Source organism: Rickettsiella endosymbiont of Rhagonycha lignosa (assembly GCF_964031165.1).
Classification (GTDB): Bacteria; Pseudomonadota; Gammaproteobacteria; order Diplorickettsiales; family Diplorickettsiaceae; genus Aquirickettsiella.
The window spans coordinates 412,242-429,911 of record NZ_OZ035011.1; the positions used below are offsets into that span (position 1 = coordinate 412,242).

Annotated in this window: 23 protein-coding genes and 1 tRNA gene; 9 read left to right on the top strand and 15 right to left on the bottom strand. The window is 33.2% G+C overall.

Features of this window, described 5'->3' with window-relative positions; genetic code table 11:
- The first annotated feature begins 188 nt into the window (after positions 1–188).
- Entirely contained in the window at positions 189–764 is a 576-nt protein-coding gene (locus AAHI99_RS01880) for a hypothetical protein (RefSeq protein WP_342227996.1), read from the top strand.
- Between the two features lie 198 nt (positions 765–962).
- On the opposite strand, the gene AAHI99_RS01885 is transcribed toward AAHI99_RS01880, so the two are convergent.
- From AAHI99_RS01885 to AAHI99_RS01935, 11 genes are all read right to left on the bottom strand, one after another.
- Positions 963–1,310, bottom strand: a complete 348-nt coding sequence (locus AAHI99_RS01885) for a hypothetical protein (RefSeq protein WP_342227997.1) — start codon at positions 1,308–1,310, stop codon at positions 963–965.
- 233 nt (positions 1,311–1,543) lie between these two features.
- Positions 1,544–2,131, bottom strand: coding sequence for a hypothetical protein (locus AAHI99_RS01890; RefSeq protein ID WP_342227998.1), 588 nt, complete (start codon positions 2,129–2,131; stop codon positions 1,544–1,546).
- Positions 2,115–2,351, bottom strand: a complete 237-nt coding sequence (locus AAHI99_RS01895) for a hypothetical protein (protein ID WP_342227999.1) — start codon at positions 2,349–2,351, stop codon at positions 2,115–2,117. The genes AAHI99_RS01890 and AAHI99_RS01895 overlap by 17 nt, the downstream gene beginning before the upstream one ends.
- 12 nt (positions 2,352–2,363) lie before the next feature.
- Positions 2,364–2,801: a hypothetical protein gene (locus tag AAHI99_RS01900; protein WP_342228000.1), complete on the bottom strand. Its 438-nt coding sequence runs from the start codon at positions 2,799–2,801 to the stop codon at positions 2,364–2,366.
- 237 nt (positions 2,802–3,038) lie between these two features.
- Positions 3,039–3,350 (bottom strand): hypothetical protein, encoded by a 312-nt coding sequence (locus tag AAHI99_RS01905; protein WP_342228001.1) that lies wholly within the window; start codon positions 3,348–3,350, stop codon positions 3,039–3,041.
- A 66-nt stretch (positions 3,351–3,416) separates the two neighbouring features.
- A complete protein-coding gene (locus AAHI99_RS01910; protein WP_342228002.1) occupies positions 3,417–3,683 on the bottom strand; it encodes a hypothetical protein in 267 nt (88 codons plus the stop codon).
- Entirely contained in the window at positions 3,670–4,260 is a 591-nt protein-coding gene (locus tag AAHI99_RS01915; protein WP_342228003.1) for a DUF6475 domain-containing protein, read from the bottom strand. Before AAHI99_RS01915 ends, AAHI99_RS01910 begins: the two co-directional genes overlap by 14 nt.
- Positions 4,250–4,459, bottom strand: coding sequence for a hypothetical protein (locus tag AAHI99_RS01920; RefSeq protein ID WP_342228004.1), 210 nt, complete (start codon positions 4,457–4,459; stop codon positions 4,250–4,252). Before AAHI99_RS01920 ends, AAHI99_RS01915 begins: the two co-directional genes overlap by 11 nt.
- Positions 4,460–4,601: 142 nt before the next feature.
- Positions 4,602–5,153, bottom strand: a complete 552-nt coding sequence (locus AAHI99_RS01925; protein WP_342228005.1) for a hypothetical protein — start codon at positions 5,151–5,153, stop codon at positions 4,602–4,604.
- Positions 5,154–5,192: 39 nt separating this feature from the next.
- Positions 5,193–5,690 (bottom strand): hypothetical protein, encoded by a 498-nt coding sequence (locus AAHI99_RS01930; protein WP_342228006.1) that lies wholly within the window; start codon positions 5,688–5,690, stop codon positions 5,193–5,195.
- A 94-nt stretch (positions 5,691–5,784) separates the two neighbouring features.
- Positions 5,785–5,961, bottom strand: a complete 177-nt coding sequence (locus AAHI99_RS01935) for a hypothetical protein (protein WP_342228007.1) — start codon at positions 5,959–5,961, stop codon at positions 5,785–5,787.
- Between the two features lie 181 nt (positions 5,962–6,142).
- Between AAHI99_RS01935 and AAHI99_RS01940 the strand changes: the two genes are divergently transcribed.
- Together AAHI99_RS01940 and AAHI99_RS01945 are read left to right on the top strand one after the other, a co-directional pair.
- Positions 6,143–6,451, top strand: a complete 309-nt coding sequence (locus AAHI99_RS01940; RefSeq protein WP_342228008.1) for a helix-turn-helix domain-containing protein — start codon at positions 6,143–6,145, stop codon at positions 6,449–6,451.
- Entirely contained in the window at positions 6,358–7,374 is a 1,017-nt protein-coding gene (locus AAHI99_RS01945; protein WP_342228009.1) for a site-specific integrase, read from the top strand. Before AAHI99_RS01940 ends, AAHI99_RS01945 begins: the two co-directional genes overlap by 94 nt.
- Before the next feature lie 62 nt (positions 7,375–7,436).
- Here the strand turns inward: AAHI99_RS01945 and AAHI99_RS01950 are convergent.
- A tRNA-Pro gene (locus AAHI99_RS01950) sits at positions 7,437–7,513 on the bottom strand.
- Between the two features lie 527 nt (positions 7,514–8,040).
- On the opposite strand from AAHI99_RS01950, the gene AAHI99_RS01955 reads away from it, so the two are divergent.
- On the top strand, positions 8,041–10,236 hold the full coding sequence (locus AAHI99_RS01955) for a hypothetical protein (RefSeq protein ID WP_342228010.1): 2,196 nt from the start codon (positions 8,041–8,043) through the stop codon (positions 10,234–10,236).
- Positions 10,237–10,275: 39 nt separating this feature from the next.
- Positions 10,276–11,553, top strand: a complete 1,278-nt coding sequence (locus AAHI99_RS01960; protein WP_342228011.1) for a hypothetical protein — start codon at positions 10,276–10,278, stop codon at positions 11,551–11,553.
- Here AAHI99_RS01960 and AAHI99_RS01965 read toward each other — a convergent pair.
- The 3 genes from AAHI99_RS01965 to AAHI99_RS01975 form a co-directional block, all read right to left on the bottom strand.
- Positions 11,525–12,349, bottom strand: coding sequence for a PhzF family phenazine biosynthesis protein (locus AAHI99_RS01965; RefSeq protein WP_342228012.1), 825 nt, complete (start codon positions 12,347–12,349; stop codon positions 11,525–11,527). The genes AAHI99_RS01960 and AAHI99_RS01965 overlap by 29 nt on opposite strands.
- Before the next feature lie 220 nt (positions 12,350–12,569).
- On the bottom strand, positions 12,570–14,063 hold the full coding sequence (locus tag AAHI99_RS01970; RefSeq protein ID WP_342228013.1) for a hypothetical protein: 1,494 nt from the start codon (positions 14,061–14,063) through the stop codon (positions 12,570–12,572).
- A gap of 151 nt (positions 14,064–14,214) precedes the next feature.
- Positions 14,215–15,183, bottom strand: a complete 969-nt coding sequence (locus AAHI99_RS01975; RefSeq protein ID WP_342228014.1) for a polyprenyl synthetase family protein — start codon at positions 15,181–15,183, stop codon at positions 14,215–14,217.
- A gap of 197 nt (positions 15,184–15,380) precedes the next feature.
- Here AAHI99_RS01975 and rpsF point away from each other — a divergent pair, with 197 nt between their 5' ends.
- From rpsF to rplI, 4 genes are all read left to right on the top strand, one after another.
- Positions 15,381–15,767, top strand: a complete 387-nt coding sequence (rpsF, locus tag AAHI99_RS01980) for a 30S ribosomal protein S6 (RefSeq protein WP_342228015.1) — start codon at positions 15,381–15,383, stop codon at positions 15,765–15,767.
- Positions 15,768–15,818: 51 nt separating this feature from the next.
- Positions 15,819–16,055 carry a 30S ribosomal protein S18 gene (rpsR, locus tag AAHI99_RS01985; RefSeq protein ID WP_339051063.1) on the top strand — a complete coding sequence of 79 codons (237 nt, stop codon included), beginning with the start codon at positions 15,819–15,821 and terminating at the stop codon, positions 16,053–16,055.
- A gap of 28 nt (positions 16,056–16,083) precedes the next feature.
- On the top strand, positions 16,084–16,956 hold the full coding sequence (locus AAHI99_RS01990) for a DUF2232 domain-containing protein (protein ID WP_342228016.1): 873 nt from the start codon (positions 16,084–16,086) through the stop codon (positions 16,954–16,956).
- A 108-nt stretch (positions 16,957–17,064) separates the two neighbouring features.
- Entirely contained in the window at positions 17,065–17,517 is a 453-nt protein-coding gene (rplI, locus tag AAHI99_RS01995) for a 50S ribosomal protein L9 (RefSeq protein ID WP_339051066.1), read from the top strand.
- Positions 17,518–17,670 lie beyond the last annotated feature (153 nt).

Below are 17,670 nucleotides of genomic sequence, written 5' to 3' on the forward strand. Positions count from 1 at the left end.
AATTCGAAAAAAAATACCTTAACAAACAAGGTTACTTAGACCTGAGAACGCTTTGTCCCAATAATGTGAACTATTTAATAAATAAAACCAACAACAGAGTACTGGGGGTCCAGAGCATTGAATCTAGAGGCCTACAATCTTCGGATCTTAGTAATTGGTCAGATTTCAGTTCTGAGGAAAAAGCAGAAATGGTTAAAATTATACTGACTAACGAAAAACAATTTTATCAAAACCAAGCTTCTAAAACTTGGAAATGTCCAGATTTAATGCGTATGACGTTTGTCGTCACTATGTTGTCCGCCCAACTTATTGCTATGCCGGCAATAGGTTCTATCGTCGCTTTAACAGCATCATTGCCGCTCATAGCAAACTTATTAGTTGGCACAATACTTTTATCACTGGCGATTTTTGGACCCACTACTTTATTGGCTGGGTTAATAATAGGTTGTAGTTACTTGTTATATAAATGTAATGAAAGAAATTATAAGAAGGAGTTAGTCACAATTGATCAACTAGAGAAAGAGTTGTCTAGCTACCAAGCAAATACAATGGATCAATCCATCAAAAGCTCTACGGATGTTAATGTGCTAACTGAAGAAATGAGCCCTAATGTCGCAAATGATCAGACAATCACTCAAAACATTGTTAAAAACTTAAATTTAGTTGGTAACAACTTACTTGGGTACAGGGGAACATTATTTAACCAAAGCCCAAGGCAACTTGAAACTATTCATGAAAATACCATACTGAGCTTTACTAAATAAACCTAGGGCACGAAGTGTTTCGTGCCCTAGGTTTTGTGTTATTTGTCGATTCTATTTCTACTATGCAGAAGACTTAGCTTTTATAACCCTCATTGCAGAGACTCTCAATAAATGCTTTATATTTATATTGCTATTATCTAAACAATAAATAAAAATAGCGAGTCCATTATATGGGGGTCAGTCGTAGTTTTAATGTTTTTAAAAAGATAAGAAAATAGAAGGATATGGATCTGTTTTTTCAAAAGACATGGATGCGAAATATTGTTTAAATTGACTATTTCCTTGTGAACTTATTTTTATTCCTATTTCTAAAATATCAGTATAATCTAATGAATCTTTAATATGCTCAAAAATGGTTTTAAATATATTTATATCTATATTCATCAAACTATAGATATCAGAAGTTGTAATAAGTGCTTTGTTTAATAATTTCCGTTCTATCAAAAGAACGAGAAAATTATTTAAGCCATAGTAAATTGCAACATCTAAAAAAATTCTTAAGTTATCCTTTATGAGAATTTCATTTTCTTTTATTAAGGTTTGCAAATAAATTTCCCCTTTATGCTTAATTAATTCATTTATTAATGCTCCTATTTCTCCGGCAATAACTTCAAATCCTTGTCAGTTTGAAGCCATTTTTCTATAATTTGCTGGCTTAAAGAAGGGATTGCCTCTTTTCATGTATTTTTGCTCTTTCAATATAATCCCTGCATTTATGTTATCTTCAACCCCCATGAAAACCCTTGATCTACTATTTTGTGTAATAAATTGATCTAAAGTTATTTTATGCTTATTAATAAACTTGTGACTTCATCCGGTTTATGAATATCATCAATAATAATCGCACCGGAGAAACGATCAACATTTTGTAATCCTGCGCCTCGTCCGGTAATCGTTCCACCACTGCCTGCTGCAAACACACAGCCGCCCTGGGTGGTTTCAAAATTATCTTTAGCACTTGATACATCTGATAAATGGACATCAAATAATTTCTTATATTGCGGTAATGTCATAATCTGACGAATAGTTTGCGTTTGTTTCTTGGCTAACGAATGTGAGTAGGAAACATAAAGAAATTGTGCATCGGGAAAACGCGATAAACTCCAGGCGACAAAATGAATAAGTAATTCTGTCTTTCCATAACGTGGAGGAATATTAATTAATAAAAACGGCATTTTACCGTGTATCGTTTGTGTTAAGGCACGGCAGAGTGTTATGACATGGGGCTCGCGACAAGTAGGCTGAGAGATGCTAAATTCACGTCCAGTACGTAACTTATAAAACACTTGGGTAAATAATAATAATGATCCCCAAAGTTTAGCTTTGGTTAATAAGGTGCTTTGAACATTCTCAATATTCTTTACCATGTTGCTTAATGAGATCTTCGAGTTGTTGTAGATCAGGATCTGTTTTTATATTGACGTTTACATGCTTTTCTGGGGAATAGTGTCCTTGCATTTTATTCATCTCGCTAATCGCAATTAAGGCTGTACGGACTTCTTGAGACGTTAAACTGGCTTCATCATGGATAAATGTATCCACGATCTGTTTTAATTTTTTGAGCTTCCAGGCATAATTGATATTCATTTTCTCGATTAATTATTGTCTAAAAGGGAAATTGCTAACGTTTGCGTAGCCTGAAGCCGTATTGGAATTTTGTCTGTCACCTTCGTCATAATCGCTCTTTTTTTGCTTATAGAAATCACAGTAAGCTTTTTTATCAGGAAATGTGCTAAGAAGCTGCTCTAGCTCTGTGATTTCCTGCTTAGTAGTGTCAATATCTATTTGTAAAACGGTAATCTTATCTTCATATTTAGTGTACATATTCCAATGATGATCAACTTTTTCACTTAACTGCTTTATTTCGTCCAAGTTTTGAGGGTTTCGCATTAAAGCGATATTTAATCTTTGCTGTGAGTCGTTAAAAAAACCAAATCTTCCATTTTTTAATTGAACTGATTCAATAAGAAACTCTTTCAATGAGCGTAAATGCTCTCTTTTTTGATTCAATTGAACGAGTAAATTCTTGCTATCCATTTTTATTTCTCATTAAGCGTGTTTGTTCATTATGTTGCATTGTTGATGAAGTTAACTAAATATCTATTTCAATTTTTTGAACTTCATGCATTACCAAAATTCGGTCATTAACTACCGATGAAACATAAACGGGTAGTCTGTGAAGACTGACAAATTTTACTTGAAACTTGAAATTCATCATTATCAGAATCATCTTTTTCTTTGCAATGCAATAAAAATTAGACCAGATTTTTTTATTCATGGATTCGTATTTTTTGAGAGCCGTCGTTCTAGGCGTATAATTTCAATTTTAGTTGCTACACTATCTGCTTGATACGCTATGATATGAAGCTCACAGTTAGCATATGCGCATCTATCTTCTTCAAGTCTTTCTTTGATTTCAACAATTTCATCGCAGTTTTTCGGTTTTCGTAAAGCCGAAGTTAATTTTTCTTCTAAATTCTTAATAGAGAATAATATTGCAGCTTTCAACTGCATCGCATTAGTAAGTGCTGATTTTATTAAGAATAATTGTTGCTGCAATTTTCCTTTCAAATTTATAATGTCCATTTTGCAATCAATCCCAAAACTCGCATTTTTACATTATTATCTGTTTTTTTCAATTGGACAAATAGCTTATAGAGGATTAGCTTTTTTAATCAACTCAATAGTTTGTTTCCATTTAGCACAAGAATTATTTCCTGAAAAATAAGTCATAACTTGTTTAAAAGTATTACGTTTATCATTATTAACGGTCCCTATATAGATAGGTATCTCAAGAGTAGTATATCGTGTTTGACATTTATAACAGTAATGTCTTCTTCTGGTTAAACACTCTTGTAAAGCAAATGAATCACATATTTCGGTTTTAAAATAATTGCAATTTGGGTTAATGCATTTCATTTTTATCTCCAATAACAAATGATTTATTTTTTCTGATTTCTGAAAACTCGACAGCAACAGGAATATATTTTTCATGTCCATGAACTGCGTTTTGATGCGCAATACGGCCCGATAACTGTTTAGGTAATGCTATTGGCCGTTTTCGGCAATAGATTTGATACCGACGTTCAAAATCGCGTTGTATGAAAGGTAGTTCTTTTTCGTTGTGTTGACACAAAGAAATCCAACCGCCCATATCTTGAATGACTGCATGAATTAATTCATCTGAAAAAATTACACTGTCGTAATGACCAATTTCACGAATAGCTTTTGTTACTTCAATCCAGGCTAACAAACTTTTTGTATTAATATCTCCATCGATGATGGCAACAATATCTGTAGGTAGAGGGAAATAAGGATGTTTTTTAATGTCTGGATTTTTCAATACTTCACCCAAAGCATGTTGAACCTCCACGAAGGAGTAATCTTTTAAACATTCCCAGTAAGCTTTCATTAATATCGAGGATATTTTTCGATTAACCGTTTCGGCAATCACAGCAAGACTTGCAAAAAATGCTTGTTTTTCATTAGCTTCCACAGTCTTCCTCCAATAACTGATTGATGACAGCCATGTTGTGATCCCAAGTACTTAGAGATTGAACAGGTTTAACATTTAGCTTTTTCGCATGGCCTAACCATCCTTGGATATGACGATTAATTCCACGTTTTGTTTTTTGTCTATCAGGATTGGCTTGATTCCAGGCAATGAGCTTGCGAAGTTCTTGTCGTACATTCACATCAGGATAATTCTTTTGCCATTCGTCAATTTCAGATTCTTCAATTGCGCGTGAACCTCCTTGGTGTAAAGGAATAGTAAATACAACTGATGATTTAGTTTTAACAGGAAATGTAATTAAATTTTTAACTGGGAGTTTTTCTTCAACGACATTCGATGTGGGTTGCTCCCCACCTAATACTATAAGGGTATCTTTCTCTATATCTACATTCTCTATTATCTATTGCTTCGAAGGGTCTCTGAAGCCCCTTTGATGTCCCTTCTTGTAAATCTTTAGTTTGAGGTAATTCTAATTGTAATAAATCTCGGTATTTCTCGTAAAAATCAGGTAAAAAAGTTATTTTTGGTAATTTTCGAAAAAGGCAATTTACATATTTCACTCGATTATCATTTTTCTTTAATATGCCTATCTGAGAAATAGCCATTTCGTGAATCCATACATATTCTGATTCTAAGTCATAAGAGCAGAAGCTAATCTTAATCAATGCTTCTAAGCCCCTTTGAACCCCCTCCATAGGGACTCCAATTTCATGTGCAACTAGAGGCAACGGTAAATAATAAATCCCCATCATGTTGGCATGAGGGCATGTCAATAAATAAAATGTTAAGGTTTTGGCTTCCAACTCGCAGTTTCTTATTTTCTTCCCTGATGAACTAGTCCAGAAATCGCTAGATATTTTTGCAAACTCACGCATTTATTTTTCTCCTTATTATATTTAAAGATAATTTGATATTTAGCGCTGATTAAAAGGAAGATAGTCTGCCGCAGCAGCTATCCTAATTTTTTTAGCTCTTATTTTCTCAATAAGCTCATCACTACAATAATTAATTATTTTTTTAAGTTGTTGATAGTGAGTAATTGAAAACCCTAATAGACTTGCAATAAATTGATCAGTATTACGAAAAACTTTATTTCTAAATAAATTCTTATCTTTCCCTTGATAATTTCTAATGAAACTTTCTAAAGCTATTCCTATGTGGCCTAGCTCAACCGAATCGAAAATGTTGATTAAATAGGAAACTTCATATTTTCCGTTTACCAAATCATAAAGTGATATTTTCCAGGCACATATAGTTGTTTTTTTATTTTGTATATGCAAAAAATAAGTATTGTGGTTACCGATGAGTTGATTAGTTTCATCGATAATGATTGGCTTTGCTTGATTTAAATCAAAAAGCTCTTCGTTTACCCAGTCCGTTTTTGTATGGTGTTTCACATCATTTAAAAACATATTCCCTAATGTTAAAAGCGGATCGTTAAAGTTCAGTTTAATTTTGTTAAATCTATTTTTTTCTTCAGCTGAAAGTAAATCTGAAAAATTTACTTTAATGTTCTTTAGATTTATATAAATAGTTTGCTATTAATATTGCAAAATCTACTTGCATTCGGTTACGACCACTTCGAATGGCGCTTAATGTTTCTCGAGTTGTCTTTATTTGATTTGCTGTTTTTTCTACAGTCCCACAACTTTTAATAAATATTTCTAATATACTTCTGTCCATATTTATTACCCGTTCATTATTTTTTTGTTCACTTATATTACCTAAAATATTTGGTACAAAAATACCAAATATTTTAGGTAATATTACTTGGATAAAAATAATTAAAATTATTAAGCGAAAAAATGAAAATGAATAAATTTAAAAAATTCAATTTGATATTGAATAATTGGGAGTTACAAAAATGAAAACTTTCAATTTGGAAGAAGCCGCTGAGTTTTTGAAGATGAGTTCGGGAGGTCTTAGAAGATTGGCAGCTAACAAAAAAATAACTGCAGCAAAACCTGGAAGAAGCTGGTGCTTTCTTGAAGAAGACCTTGTTAATTATCTCAGATCACTTTACGATTCTTCCTGCAACCAAGTATCGCAGGGTGTCTCTAACAATAGGAGAGAAAAAATATGGCACTCTACGCGAGAAACAAAGTTTGGTGGATTGACCTTACCCACAACGGTAAGAGAATACAAAAATCGACTGGGACTACCCATAAAATAGCGGCGCAAGAACTACATGATCAACTAAAAGCTGATCTCTGGCGCCAAAATAAGTTAAACGAAAAACCAGAGCGTTTATGGCCCGAAGCTGTAGTAAAGTGGTTAGATGAAGTAAAAGAAAAACGTAAACGAAGTATGGAAAATGCCAAAATACAACTGAAATGGCTAGATCCTCATCTCGGAGATAAAAAGCTTAGTGAGATTGATCGTAGTTTACTTCAAGAAATAGCTGCTATAAAAGAAAAGGATAACGTAGCACCTGCTACTGTCAACCGAATATTGGAAATAGTCAGAGTTATACTCAATAAGGCAGCTGGAGAATGGGAGTGGATAGAAAAAGCTCCTAAAGTTCCAATGCGCTATGAAGGAGAAGGACGTGAGCGTTGGTTGACCAAGGAGGAAGCGGATCGACTTCTGTCAGATTTGCCTCTTCACTTAGCTGATATAGCAGCCTTTTCATTGGCAACAGGATTACGTAAAGCAAACGTTTTAGGTCTCCGATGGAAAAATGTTGATTTAGTAAATCGACATGCACAAATTTCTGCGAGTCAATCTAAGACAAAAAAGGCAATTCCTGTTCCTTTGAACACACAAGCAGTTACTATTATTCGCAAGCAGATAGGTAAACATCTTGAATATGTTTTTACTTATAAAGGGAAACCGATTAAAAGATGCAATACACTTGCTTGGCGTAAAGCATTGAAACGAGTAGGGATTGAAGATTTTCATTGGCATGATTTACGTCACACCTGGGCTTCATGGCATGTGCAAAATGGAACATCATTGCAGGAGTTGCAGCAATTAGGAGGTTGGTCTTCTTTTGACATGGTATTGCGTTATGCACACTTGAGTAGTAACCATTTAAAAAAGGCGGCAGAGCGAATTTACGTTACAAATTCGCTACATTTGGATTGTGTAGGGTGATGAGAGTTAGTTAAGTAAAAGTAAAAAATAACGTTATTTCCCGGTATTTTTTAATAAAACATTGGTCGGGATGAGAGGATTCGAACCTCCGGCCCCTAACTCCCGAAGTTAGTGCTCTACCAAGCTGAGCTACACCCCGTATTTTGTAAACTAAACCAAAATATGCCAATTTTAACAGCTTTACTAAGTTTCAGCTAGGTCCATATTGAGTATACCGAACATGCAATAAATTTGTAGTAACAATCATTTTTAATCTTTTTAAGGAAACGTATTATTAATTGTAAAATATAGATGATATTCGGATTTAATTAAAAAAATTTAGAAAAAATAGCCATTAAAAGACCTTCGCAACTAATAAATAAAATACAAATCTTATAGTATAAATTTTTTTACTTAAGCAGAGTATGTCAAAAAAATTAAATTTTTAAGATTAAATTATAATATTTCATTATGTATATATTTTTTTTTTAAAGTAAATTATAATTAAACGAATAAAATAAATTAAAAAAATAAAAGGAGTTTTTATGCCCAGGTCTTTTCAGATAAAATCTGATCAATTCTTTATAGCTCTAACTAATCCGATAAATATGCCTATGCCTATTTAATCAAAAAATTTTCATAAAATTCAAATAACTAGCTCATCATATTATAAAACGGAGAATAAATATGGATAAGGTTGTAGCAATTTTTGGTTATAATAACACTCGATTATATGATGTAAAAAAGATAAAAAATATTCTTGAAAAGCAACAAATTGATGTTCTACTTTGTAAAGAAGGAATTACGGATGAAGATAAAACAGTTTCTCAATACTTTTTCGATACTAAATTACATGGAACTTATCAGGAAATTGAGCAAGCATACATTTTTTTTAAAAATTGGCTTGCTTTACAAGATGTGCAAATAATTGGAATATTACCCTTTTCTGATAAAGGGATAGTATTAGCATCGTACGTTGCAGAAAAGTTAGATTTAATTTCCGATAATTATATTACAGCGGTTACAGGTTTAGACAAATTTGAATTTAGAACAATAGAGCTTACTACATCTACACCAGTTTGGTATAAAAAGCCAAAATTTCAAGAAATAAAACAAATTACAGACATTATAAAATTTTATAATCAGATTGGTGCACCCGTCTATGTTAAGCCCACTCAAGAAGGAAATAGCCGAGGTGGATTTTTAGTGAAATCAACTGAGGATATATGGAATGCATTTCAAAATGTAAAACCCTATATAAATGAAGGCGCGATTGCAGAAGAATGTGCTATGGATGCACGTGAGTATAGTTTCGATACGGTTGCAGGAAAATGTTGGGTAACAGAAAAAGAAACAACAACCGGGCATTATAGGGCAGAAATACAACAGATTTTACCCGCTCCCTTGCTCCAAAAAGAATATAATACATTAATTGAAGCAGGTAGGTTAGTAGCAGAAATAAGTGGTTCAAAAGGCGGTGCGGCTCACAACGAATTATTTTTATTCCCTGATTCTACTATCATGACGGTAGAGCCTAATAGACGCCCTGCTGGGATGCATATATGGGATATGGCTGAACATGCTTTCGCTAATTTTAAACCTTTTGAAATTTGGATAAATTGGGCCATCGGAAATCAATCTATGGTTTCCGAAGTTTTAGAAGCACACCAGTATGTTGGTATTAGAATGATACAAGCTTCTTTGGATGGAAATATTCTAGAGTTCGATAATGAAAATATTAATAAAATTAAAAACTGTTTTAATGAAATCATTGAAATAAATATTTCAAAAAAATCAAATGAGATTGTTTATGCTGATCCTAGAGATAATGCTGGATTTTTAGGTTATATAATTGCCCGACATAGGGATCCTAATAGATTAAAAAATTTACTTAAGGATTTATGTGATCAGGTTAGTAAAAGTTTTGAAATTAAATCATTAAAAGAAGAAAAGATAGATTATTCACTGATTAAAAAGATTCGCGAAGAAGCCGAAAAAGAAAAAGTAATAATATTAGATTGTTCTTATTTGAAACCGTTCATAGAAGAATGGTGGAATAAATCTGATCGTGATATTAAACGAATGGAAAATAAAGAACAGTTAAAACATTTATTGACAGACAAATTCCAAAATGAAGAACAACTTAAATTGAGCAGAGTAGGTATAAGTGAACATTATATATCTGTAATACTTATGATTGGATTATTTTCCAAGGATGATCCAGATCTTGCTTACCTAGTTCATGAGGCTTTATCTGATCTAGCACAAATCAATGATATAAAGTATGCCTATGAAGATCATAAAAAAATATTTATCAAACCAGAGGGTTTTGAAATAGGGGATTGGGGAAATGGAGCAGGTGCTATTAGTCCTCATTGTGACGATTTATATGAAGAAACAGATACAGATTTATTATCTTTAACAACTTGCAGAAATAAATTAAAAGTTTCAACGTTACTTTTTATGGCTAATCAAATATTTAAAAATTTATCAGATAATGAAATGGATAGATTGATAAAGATGGTTCCTTTATTTTCTTCTGGAAAAAATGTCAGTGATAAGGTTATAGAGAAAAAACGTCCCGTTTTATTATGTAAAAATAATAGTTTTTTTATGGCACTCGATTATAGAATGGATGAAAAGAGGGGAGATCGTATGCGAGTTGAAGACGATCAAGATTTAGCGCTACTAAGAAAAATTAGAACCTGTCTGAGTTCAGATAATGCCTTAAGAGCCGAGTCGGAAGTAGGTAATTTTGTAATTTTATCAAACACTAAAGTTTTACATGCTAGAGAGGCAATAAATGCAGTAAAAGAATTGTGTTCATTGGATATGGACTCTACACCCCGACTTCTATTTAGAAGCAAGGGTCCTAGACTATAATTTAGACAATTGAATAATAAAAAAATTAAGGATGTTAATATGGAAAACGATAGATTAATTGTTAGGAATTATAATAATGCAGACGTATACTATAAATCTGAAATAATAGTAGATATCTTTTTATTTTTTCTGGCCTCATGGTCTGAGCTCGGATATGCTGTTTTTACTAATTCTTCCGTTTCAGAATCTATTTTAGATCCACTTAAACAATATTTATATCCTTCTTTATCACCTGAAACATCTAGCAGTATTACTCAATATTTGAATATAGCATCAGAAGTATTTAGTTTTACAGATGCAAGTTTAACGATTGCAACGATACTTGATATAAGAACAAAAAGACAAAAATTTCTCAAAGAAATAAAAAAAGGCTTTAATCAAATACAGAATGGGGAAATTAAAAAATTTGCTTTCTCGTTTAATTTATTGATATTTTCTATTTCTTTTATCATTATATCTCTTTCTCCATGGACTGGTCTAAGAATGAGAAATTTCAGTAATAATTTTTCATTACCAGTAGGGATTAGTATGTTTATAGGTCAAATTACTATACTTTTATTACAATATGCTGACTATATTTTTTCAACACCTAAAGGTATGGTAGATTTTTTAAATTTATCGCGAGATGATAAGAAAAATATACTTCACAATATCCTTTGCTCTAAAAAAGGATTTGGACTTTCTTTGCGAAGCGCAGCAAACGCAATAACAATGGGTTTACGCTTTCATGGTATTAGTTTATTTACTAATAAATTTTTATTTGCTGATAGTGAATTTAGATTTTTTTATTCAGTTATTGCGCCTGTTTCAGTCGTTTATCGAGTGCTAACAGCACAAGCATTGAAAGATTATAGAGATACATTTAAAGAAAACAATGAGATTCAACATCAAATATTACCTAATAATGAATTACCACTTACGCCGGTTGAAACAAAAAATAAGTGTAAAGGGCTATTGTTAGTATTATTGGCTGGTTTAATTGGAATGACCTTTTTATTAAGAACATTTTCTACACCCGTATTATTTACAGGGCCTATAGAAAACCCAGAAAACAATTATGGTATAAAGGATACCGTTTTTGGATGTTTTGGTTTGTTATTTGGTGCATTTGCTTCTTTTCAATATTGTAAATTCATGTGGGGTTTAGGAAAAGAAGCATCCATAAATATTTCAAATCATAGTTTTTTTAGATCTACAGGTCTTCGTGCTACTGAAACCAGTATTAATAATGATGCTCAAGCTTCTTATGGAAGTATAGAAGAGGATACGGAGAGTCTTTTATCTGAAGCTAGTTCGAGAAGTAGGCTTCACCCTTAATTTCGATGTTTTTTTTCTTTATGGAAATATAAATTTTACTTGCTTTCTGTAAATTAGATCCTTGTTCTATAATATAATTAGATTCTAATTCTCTTTTGCTTTGACTTATCAATAGGCTCAAGGCTGCAGCTGCAACCCCCGTAGCAATATCTTCTTGATGGCTAAATAATGGGTTAAAGCTACGACCAACATAGCTAGAGTTTGTGTTTTCGGTATCTTTTGAGTATGCATACATCCCATTGACACAATGATTTTTGCACCATTGAATAATTAGATCGAGTTTGGGTAGCATGCTAAATAAAATTTCTCTATCAATAATAGGTATTAATAATTTTGGGCTTCCTATTGATGCGATCCCGCAAGGTAAATTTGTATCTAGATAAACTTGGTCTATATCCAAAAGTTTACTTAGGAGTGAAAAATCTATATTTGTAGTTAATATTTTTCCATGATTGGGTATCGACATTGATATTAGATTATTAGCATATCTAACGTTAATCTTATGGCGATCATGGTAAGATTGTATATTAATTGGTTTCGGGCTATTTGACTTAAATAAATAAAATGCTGCTCCAAGAGTGCCATGACAGCACAGAGGAAGTTCACCTTTTGTAGCGAAAAAACGAATAATATATCGATTTTTATTCCGAATGATGTAGACAGTTTCAGGAAAATTTAAATGTGTTGCCATGATCTGCATTTTTTCGACACTGAGATTATTGGCATTATCTACTATGACACAGGGGTTTCCGCCCTGATTATTTATTGAGAATACATTAATAGTATTAACGTCCATGAAATTGGTTGCTTCCTTTCATCGCCAATAAAGTCTTTTAATATGAGTTATTTTTAATACGATCAAAGTGTTTTATTTACTTTGAATTATTGTTCTATAAAGATTGCAAAGAAAAGTTATTGAATAAAAGTATTAGCATTAATATTACCTTATATTATCTTTTATTTCTATAACTCCTTTTTAATTAATAAGAGTCGGCGAGCTAAACTAAAATACAATTTTATAAGGTAAAATTAGATGTTTGGATATCCATGCTATGTTGATGATAAGCGGTTGATATTTTTTGATAGTTTTCATTAAAAAAAGTGCTTATAGAGGGCAATGCTTGAACGACATTTTTTATTTGCGGTTTAGAAATAGGTTTATTTGCTTGCTTTAGGTTTTCATTAGCGGGAGGCAACACATTATTAATCGATGAGATGAACTCTGAAATAATGAAATTTTCTGATAGATTCTCTTTTTCAAGATCTATTTTAATCTGCTTTAATGTTTCATATAATACTTCTTTTGTTAAAATTGTTGGGAAAATAAAATATTCAATGGTAATTTTTTTTAGGGATTCGATATATTGTTTTAATTTTTCCTTTTGTGAAAAAAGAAGTATGTCTTTAGAAAACACTTCAGTATATAAATCAGGCGAAAAATTTAAACGTTGCAGATAATCATCAAGCTTTGTAACAAAACTTTTTATCGGTGTATATTCTTTAAGCGCATTCCCAAGTAGGGTGGCTTCGAGATTAATTTTATATTTATCCTCAAACTCACTGATTAAGAAAGATTTACCCATCGTTTTAAAAGTTTTCAAGTATTTTAAAAAATTGAGCATGCCTTCGCGTGCTTGATCACTTTGTCGATATTCATCAAAAGCTGGGATTTTGTCAGCTGCCTCTTGTAGGTGCTCTTTTCTGGTAATAATAAACTCTGACATTAGCGTAATATCATAGGGATTAGTAATGTAATTTTGCGTAAAAAATTGAATAAGTTCGTTAGGTAATGAAATTACGCGCAAAATAGTTCGATATAATTCCTGTTTAAAATAAGGACTTTGATTGATCTTTTTGTCTAATGGTGTCGGATCATCTTTCATGGCACCTTTTTGCAAGTCCCATTGAATATGGTGCAGCCAATTACAAGCCTCATAGGTTTGTAAATTAGGCAATGCTTCCAGATCGACCTGCGTAATATCAAGATTTTTCCCTTCATGTAAATGCTTATATTTAGGATTCAGTTTAATTAAACTTAAACCCCCATCAATTTTAATAATATGTCCATCCTTATCTATACCTACATTACCGCTTTTAAAATCAATTTCATTTAGCCATAAGGCAAGTACTTGAATAGCAGCCAATCCGGTCATGCTATTGTTGAATATCTTTTTATAATTTTCTGTAGTTAAGAAAAATGCTTTAAATTTTGGTACTTCTTTGGATAGAACATAATATTCGTTTACTCCAGTTGCTGTTGATATTGCTCTGCGTGTTTTAGGTTGAGGAGGGTGTATTAGGCGATATAATTCTTGAGTAAGTGTTTCTAATATCGCTTCACATCTGTTTTCTCCTAAAGATTTAGTGTACCAAATACTTTTTTGTATTCCTTTTTTGATCTTATATTTTAAATTAACTGCATGTGAAAAATTCACGTTTTTTTTAATTTTTTTTGATAAAAAAAAATAATTCAAATTTTTTTGAGAAAATTTTTGAGGAATATATGGCATATAATAAGTTTTTTTATGTTTTTTTGAATTTTAGCTAAACTTTATTATCAGAGCCTTAAATTGTTGATATAATTTATTTTTTAAATAAAAGAAGCGAATGTAAATTAATAATTTATATAATAAATTAGGCTTGATTTAGATAAATACTTAATCAATAAGTGCGTGCACAGGCAAATTTTGCTAATCGTGCCAATGCTTGACGGTATTCAGAATTAGGAATGATATCTAAGTGCAGCAACGCTTGCTGGATGTGATGCTCTGCAAGGTTGCGCGTATAATCGATAGCCGAGGTGGATTTCAGAATGGCGATAATGGCTGCTAAATGCTCTAGATTACCTTGTGCGATGGCATCGCGAATTAACTGTGCTTGCTCTGCATCAGCCTGTTGTAAAGCATAGATTAAAGGTAATGTTGGTTTACCTTCGGCGAGGTCGTCACCGAGACTTTTGCCAAGTTGTATACTGGCTCCGGAATAATCGAGTGCGTCATCAGTTAATTGAAAGGCAATACCTAAATGTGTCCCATAATTGGCCATCGCTAAAATTTCAGTTTCGGAGCGTTTTGTTAAAATAGCAGGTTGTTCTGCGGCAATAGAAAAGAGTACGCCTGTTTTACCTTGGATAATCTTCAAGCAATATTCTTCATCAACATTGGTATTGTGACAACTAAGTAATTGTAAAATTTCTGCTTGGGATAGTGTGTTGGTGGCATCAGCAAGCGATGTGAGGACACGCGAATTGTTAATTTGACTGATCAATTGAAAGGCGCGTGAATAAAGAAAATCGCCGACTAAAACGCTGGCTGGATTACCCCATAAACTATTCGCAGTTTTTTTACCGCGACGTAACTCAGATCCATCAATCACATCATCATGTAGTAAGGTAGCCGTATGAATAAGCTCTAAACTGGCGGCTAGCTGAATATGTCCTTCTCCCTGGTAGCCAAATGCTTTAGCGCTGAGCAGGGCAATTAATGGACGTAAACGTTTACCACCACTCTCAATAAGATGCTTCGCCAATTCTGGGATCAGGGGGATTTCAGAATAAAGGCAAGTATCGATTAGGGTATCTACTTGGTAAAGCTCATTCTTGACCAAGGCTGTTATGGGCGCTAAATCCATAGGTTTGATTAGATAATGATTTATTTAAAGCGGAATGCTAGGCGGCGTGGAAAGGCCTGTCAAGCAGCAGGGATTTATTGCATCTTGAGGGGCTCGACCGTATAATAGGCCCGCTTTTAAGGGTAGTCCTTGGAGCATCGACTAAGTATACTCGCTCTACCACATTAGTTGGGGAGCTTTAACCGAGAGAATATAATATGCGTCATTATGAAATCGTGCTTTTAATTCATCCTGATCAAAGTGATCAGGTTTCTGCTATGGTTCAGCGTTATACGGCTATCGTGAAAAACAGCGGTGGACAGGTTCACCGTCTTGAAGATTGGGGCCGTAGACAGCTTTCCTATCCTATTAATAAGCTTCTCAAAGCCCATTATATTCTAATGAATATTGAGTCCGGAAAAGAAGCGATGGCTGAACTCAGCGATAATTTTCGCTTTAATGATGCTGTGTTACGTCAACTTACTATTAAAGTAGATCGAGCAATTACTGAAATGTCTCTTTTAGCAAAAGCAAAAGAGATGCAAGGTCAAGAAAATAGACGTGAGTATTTTAGAGAAACTGAAGTGGAAGGAAGATCAGTTTAACTTACCTTGCTATGTCACAAGCTTTTTTAATTATTAGAATGAGTAGATTTTATGAACAATTACCAAAATAGACGCCGCAAGCATTGCCGAATTTCCGCTGAAGGTACAGAGGTGGATTATAAAGATATCCCTCTTTTAAAAAATCATCTGACGGAGACTGCTAAAATAGTTCCCAGTCGTACGACAGGAACCTCAGCGTCTGTTCAGCGTAAGATAACGCAGGCGATTAAGCGCGCACGTTTTTTAGGTTTACTTCCTTATTGTGATAAGCATCAAAACATGGGTTAATGTTTTGAGGTAAACTAAAGTGATGGGAATGCTGCATCGTTTTGCAAGCTATATCATGCGTGGACGCCGTCAGGCAGTCATCGTAGGATTATTATTTACTATTCTTCCTTTATTTGGTTGGGTTAGTAATGTAATCGTTTCTTTGGTTACCTTACGTAAAGGGGCTAAAGAAGGGGCTATCGTATTATTGTGGATTATTTTACCAGCGGTGGTTGTCGCGAGTTTAGGTAATCGTTTAATTATTTTGTACGGAATTATTGGCGGTAGTTTATTTACTTATGTGTTAGCTTTAGTGTTACGCCAAACACAGAGTTGGAAAGCGGTATTAACAGCAAGTCTGTTGATAGGTTTATTCGCAGTGTTACTGGTGCATGCTTGGATACCCAATATTACTGAGGTATGGGTAAATCAGTTTGGTCATTATGCACTAATGGTTAAAAATCAATTTAATGTGGTGGTTGATACAGCACGTTTACAATTTTTTGCCAAGTTTGCTACGGGTTTTCAAGTAGCGTTTATTACCTTGTCGGGGCTTATTAATTTAATACTTGCACGAGGGTTCCAGTCAATGCTATACAACCCAGGTCAACTTCGTCCAGAGTTAAAAACTGTTCGACTTAGCCTATGGGAAGTATTAATTCTTCTAGTGATAGGACTATTGAGTTTTCTGGGTATAGTCATGGCGCAAGATGCTATATCTGTGGTGGGATTAATTTTTATATTGGCAGGGTTGAGTGTTGTGCATGCGTTGGCAGACTTAAGAAACGTGGCTAATAAATGGATTTTTTTATTTTATGTATTATTGGTCGTTTTTTTTCCGTATGTAGCTGCTGCGTTGGTAATATTTGCAGTCGTCGACAGTGTGTTTAATTTACGCTATCGATTAAAAAGAAATACTTAATAAGGCTAGGAGAAAAACTAGCGCAGGAAAAACTTAGAACGAAGATTTAAACTGAGTTCTAGGGTGTTTGATAAAATGTTAACAAGTGAATTTTGAGGTTTATTTTTCATGGCAAAAGTAATTTTATTAGAAAATATACATTCTTTAGGTAAAGTAGGAACCGTGGTTACGGTAAAGGATGGTTTTTATCGAAATCATTTAGATCCTACTGGAAAGGCAGCCCCAGCTACTCCAGAAAATATTGCTATATTTGAAAAAAAACGTGTCGAATTTGAAAAAATTGAACAAGAAAAATTACAAACCGCGGAAACACGTGCAAAAGCCATTAATGATTTAATATTAACCATACCCGTTAAATCAGCAGAAGAAGGTCGCCTATATGGTTCTATTGGTGTGTCTGAATTAGTTCGTGCAGCAGATGCCGCGGGTGTTACTCTTGAAAAGAGTGAGATTCACTTACCTAATGGTCCCTTACGTCAATTGGGCGAACATGAAGTATCTGTACAATTACACAGTGATGTTACTGCTGTGCTGAAGGTAAATATTGTTGCAGAAGAATAATTATTTATTTTACCAATATTGTTTTGCTATGGATTATCGCTGGCTAATATAACAAGGATGTTGTATTTTGAGTGTTAAGTCCTATTATCTATAGGAATAAATAAGCGCTTTAATGATTTCTGTAAAATACAAACTAACAACGAGAATGTTTTT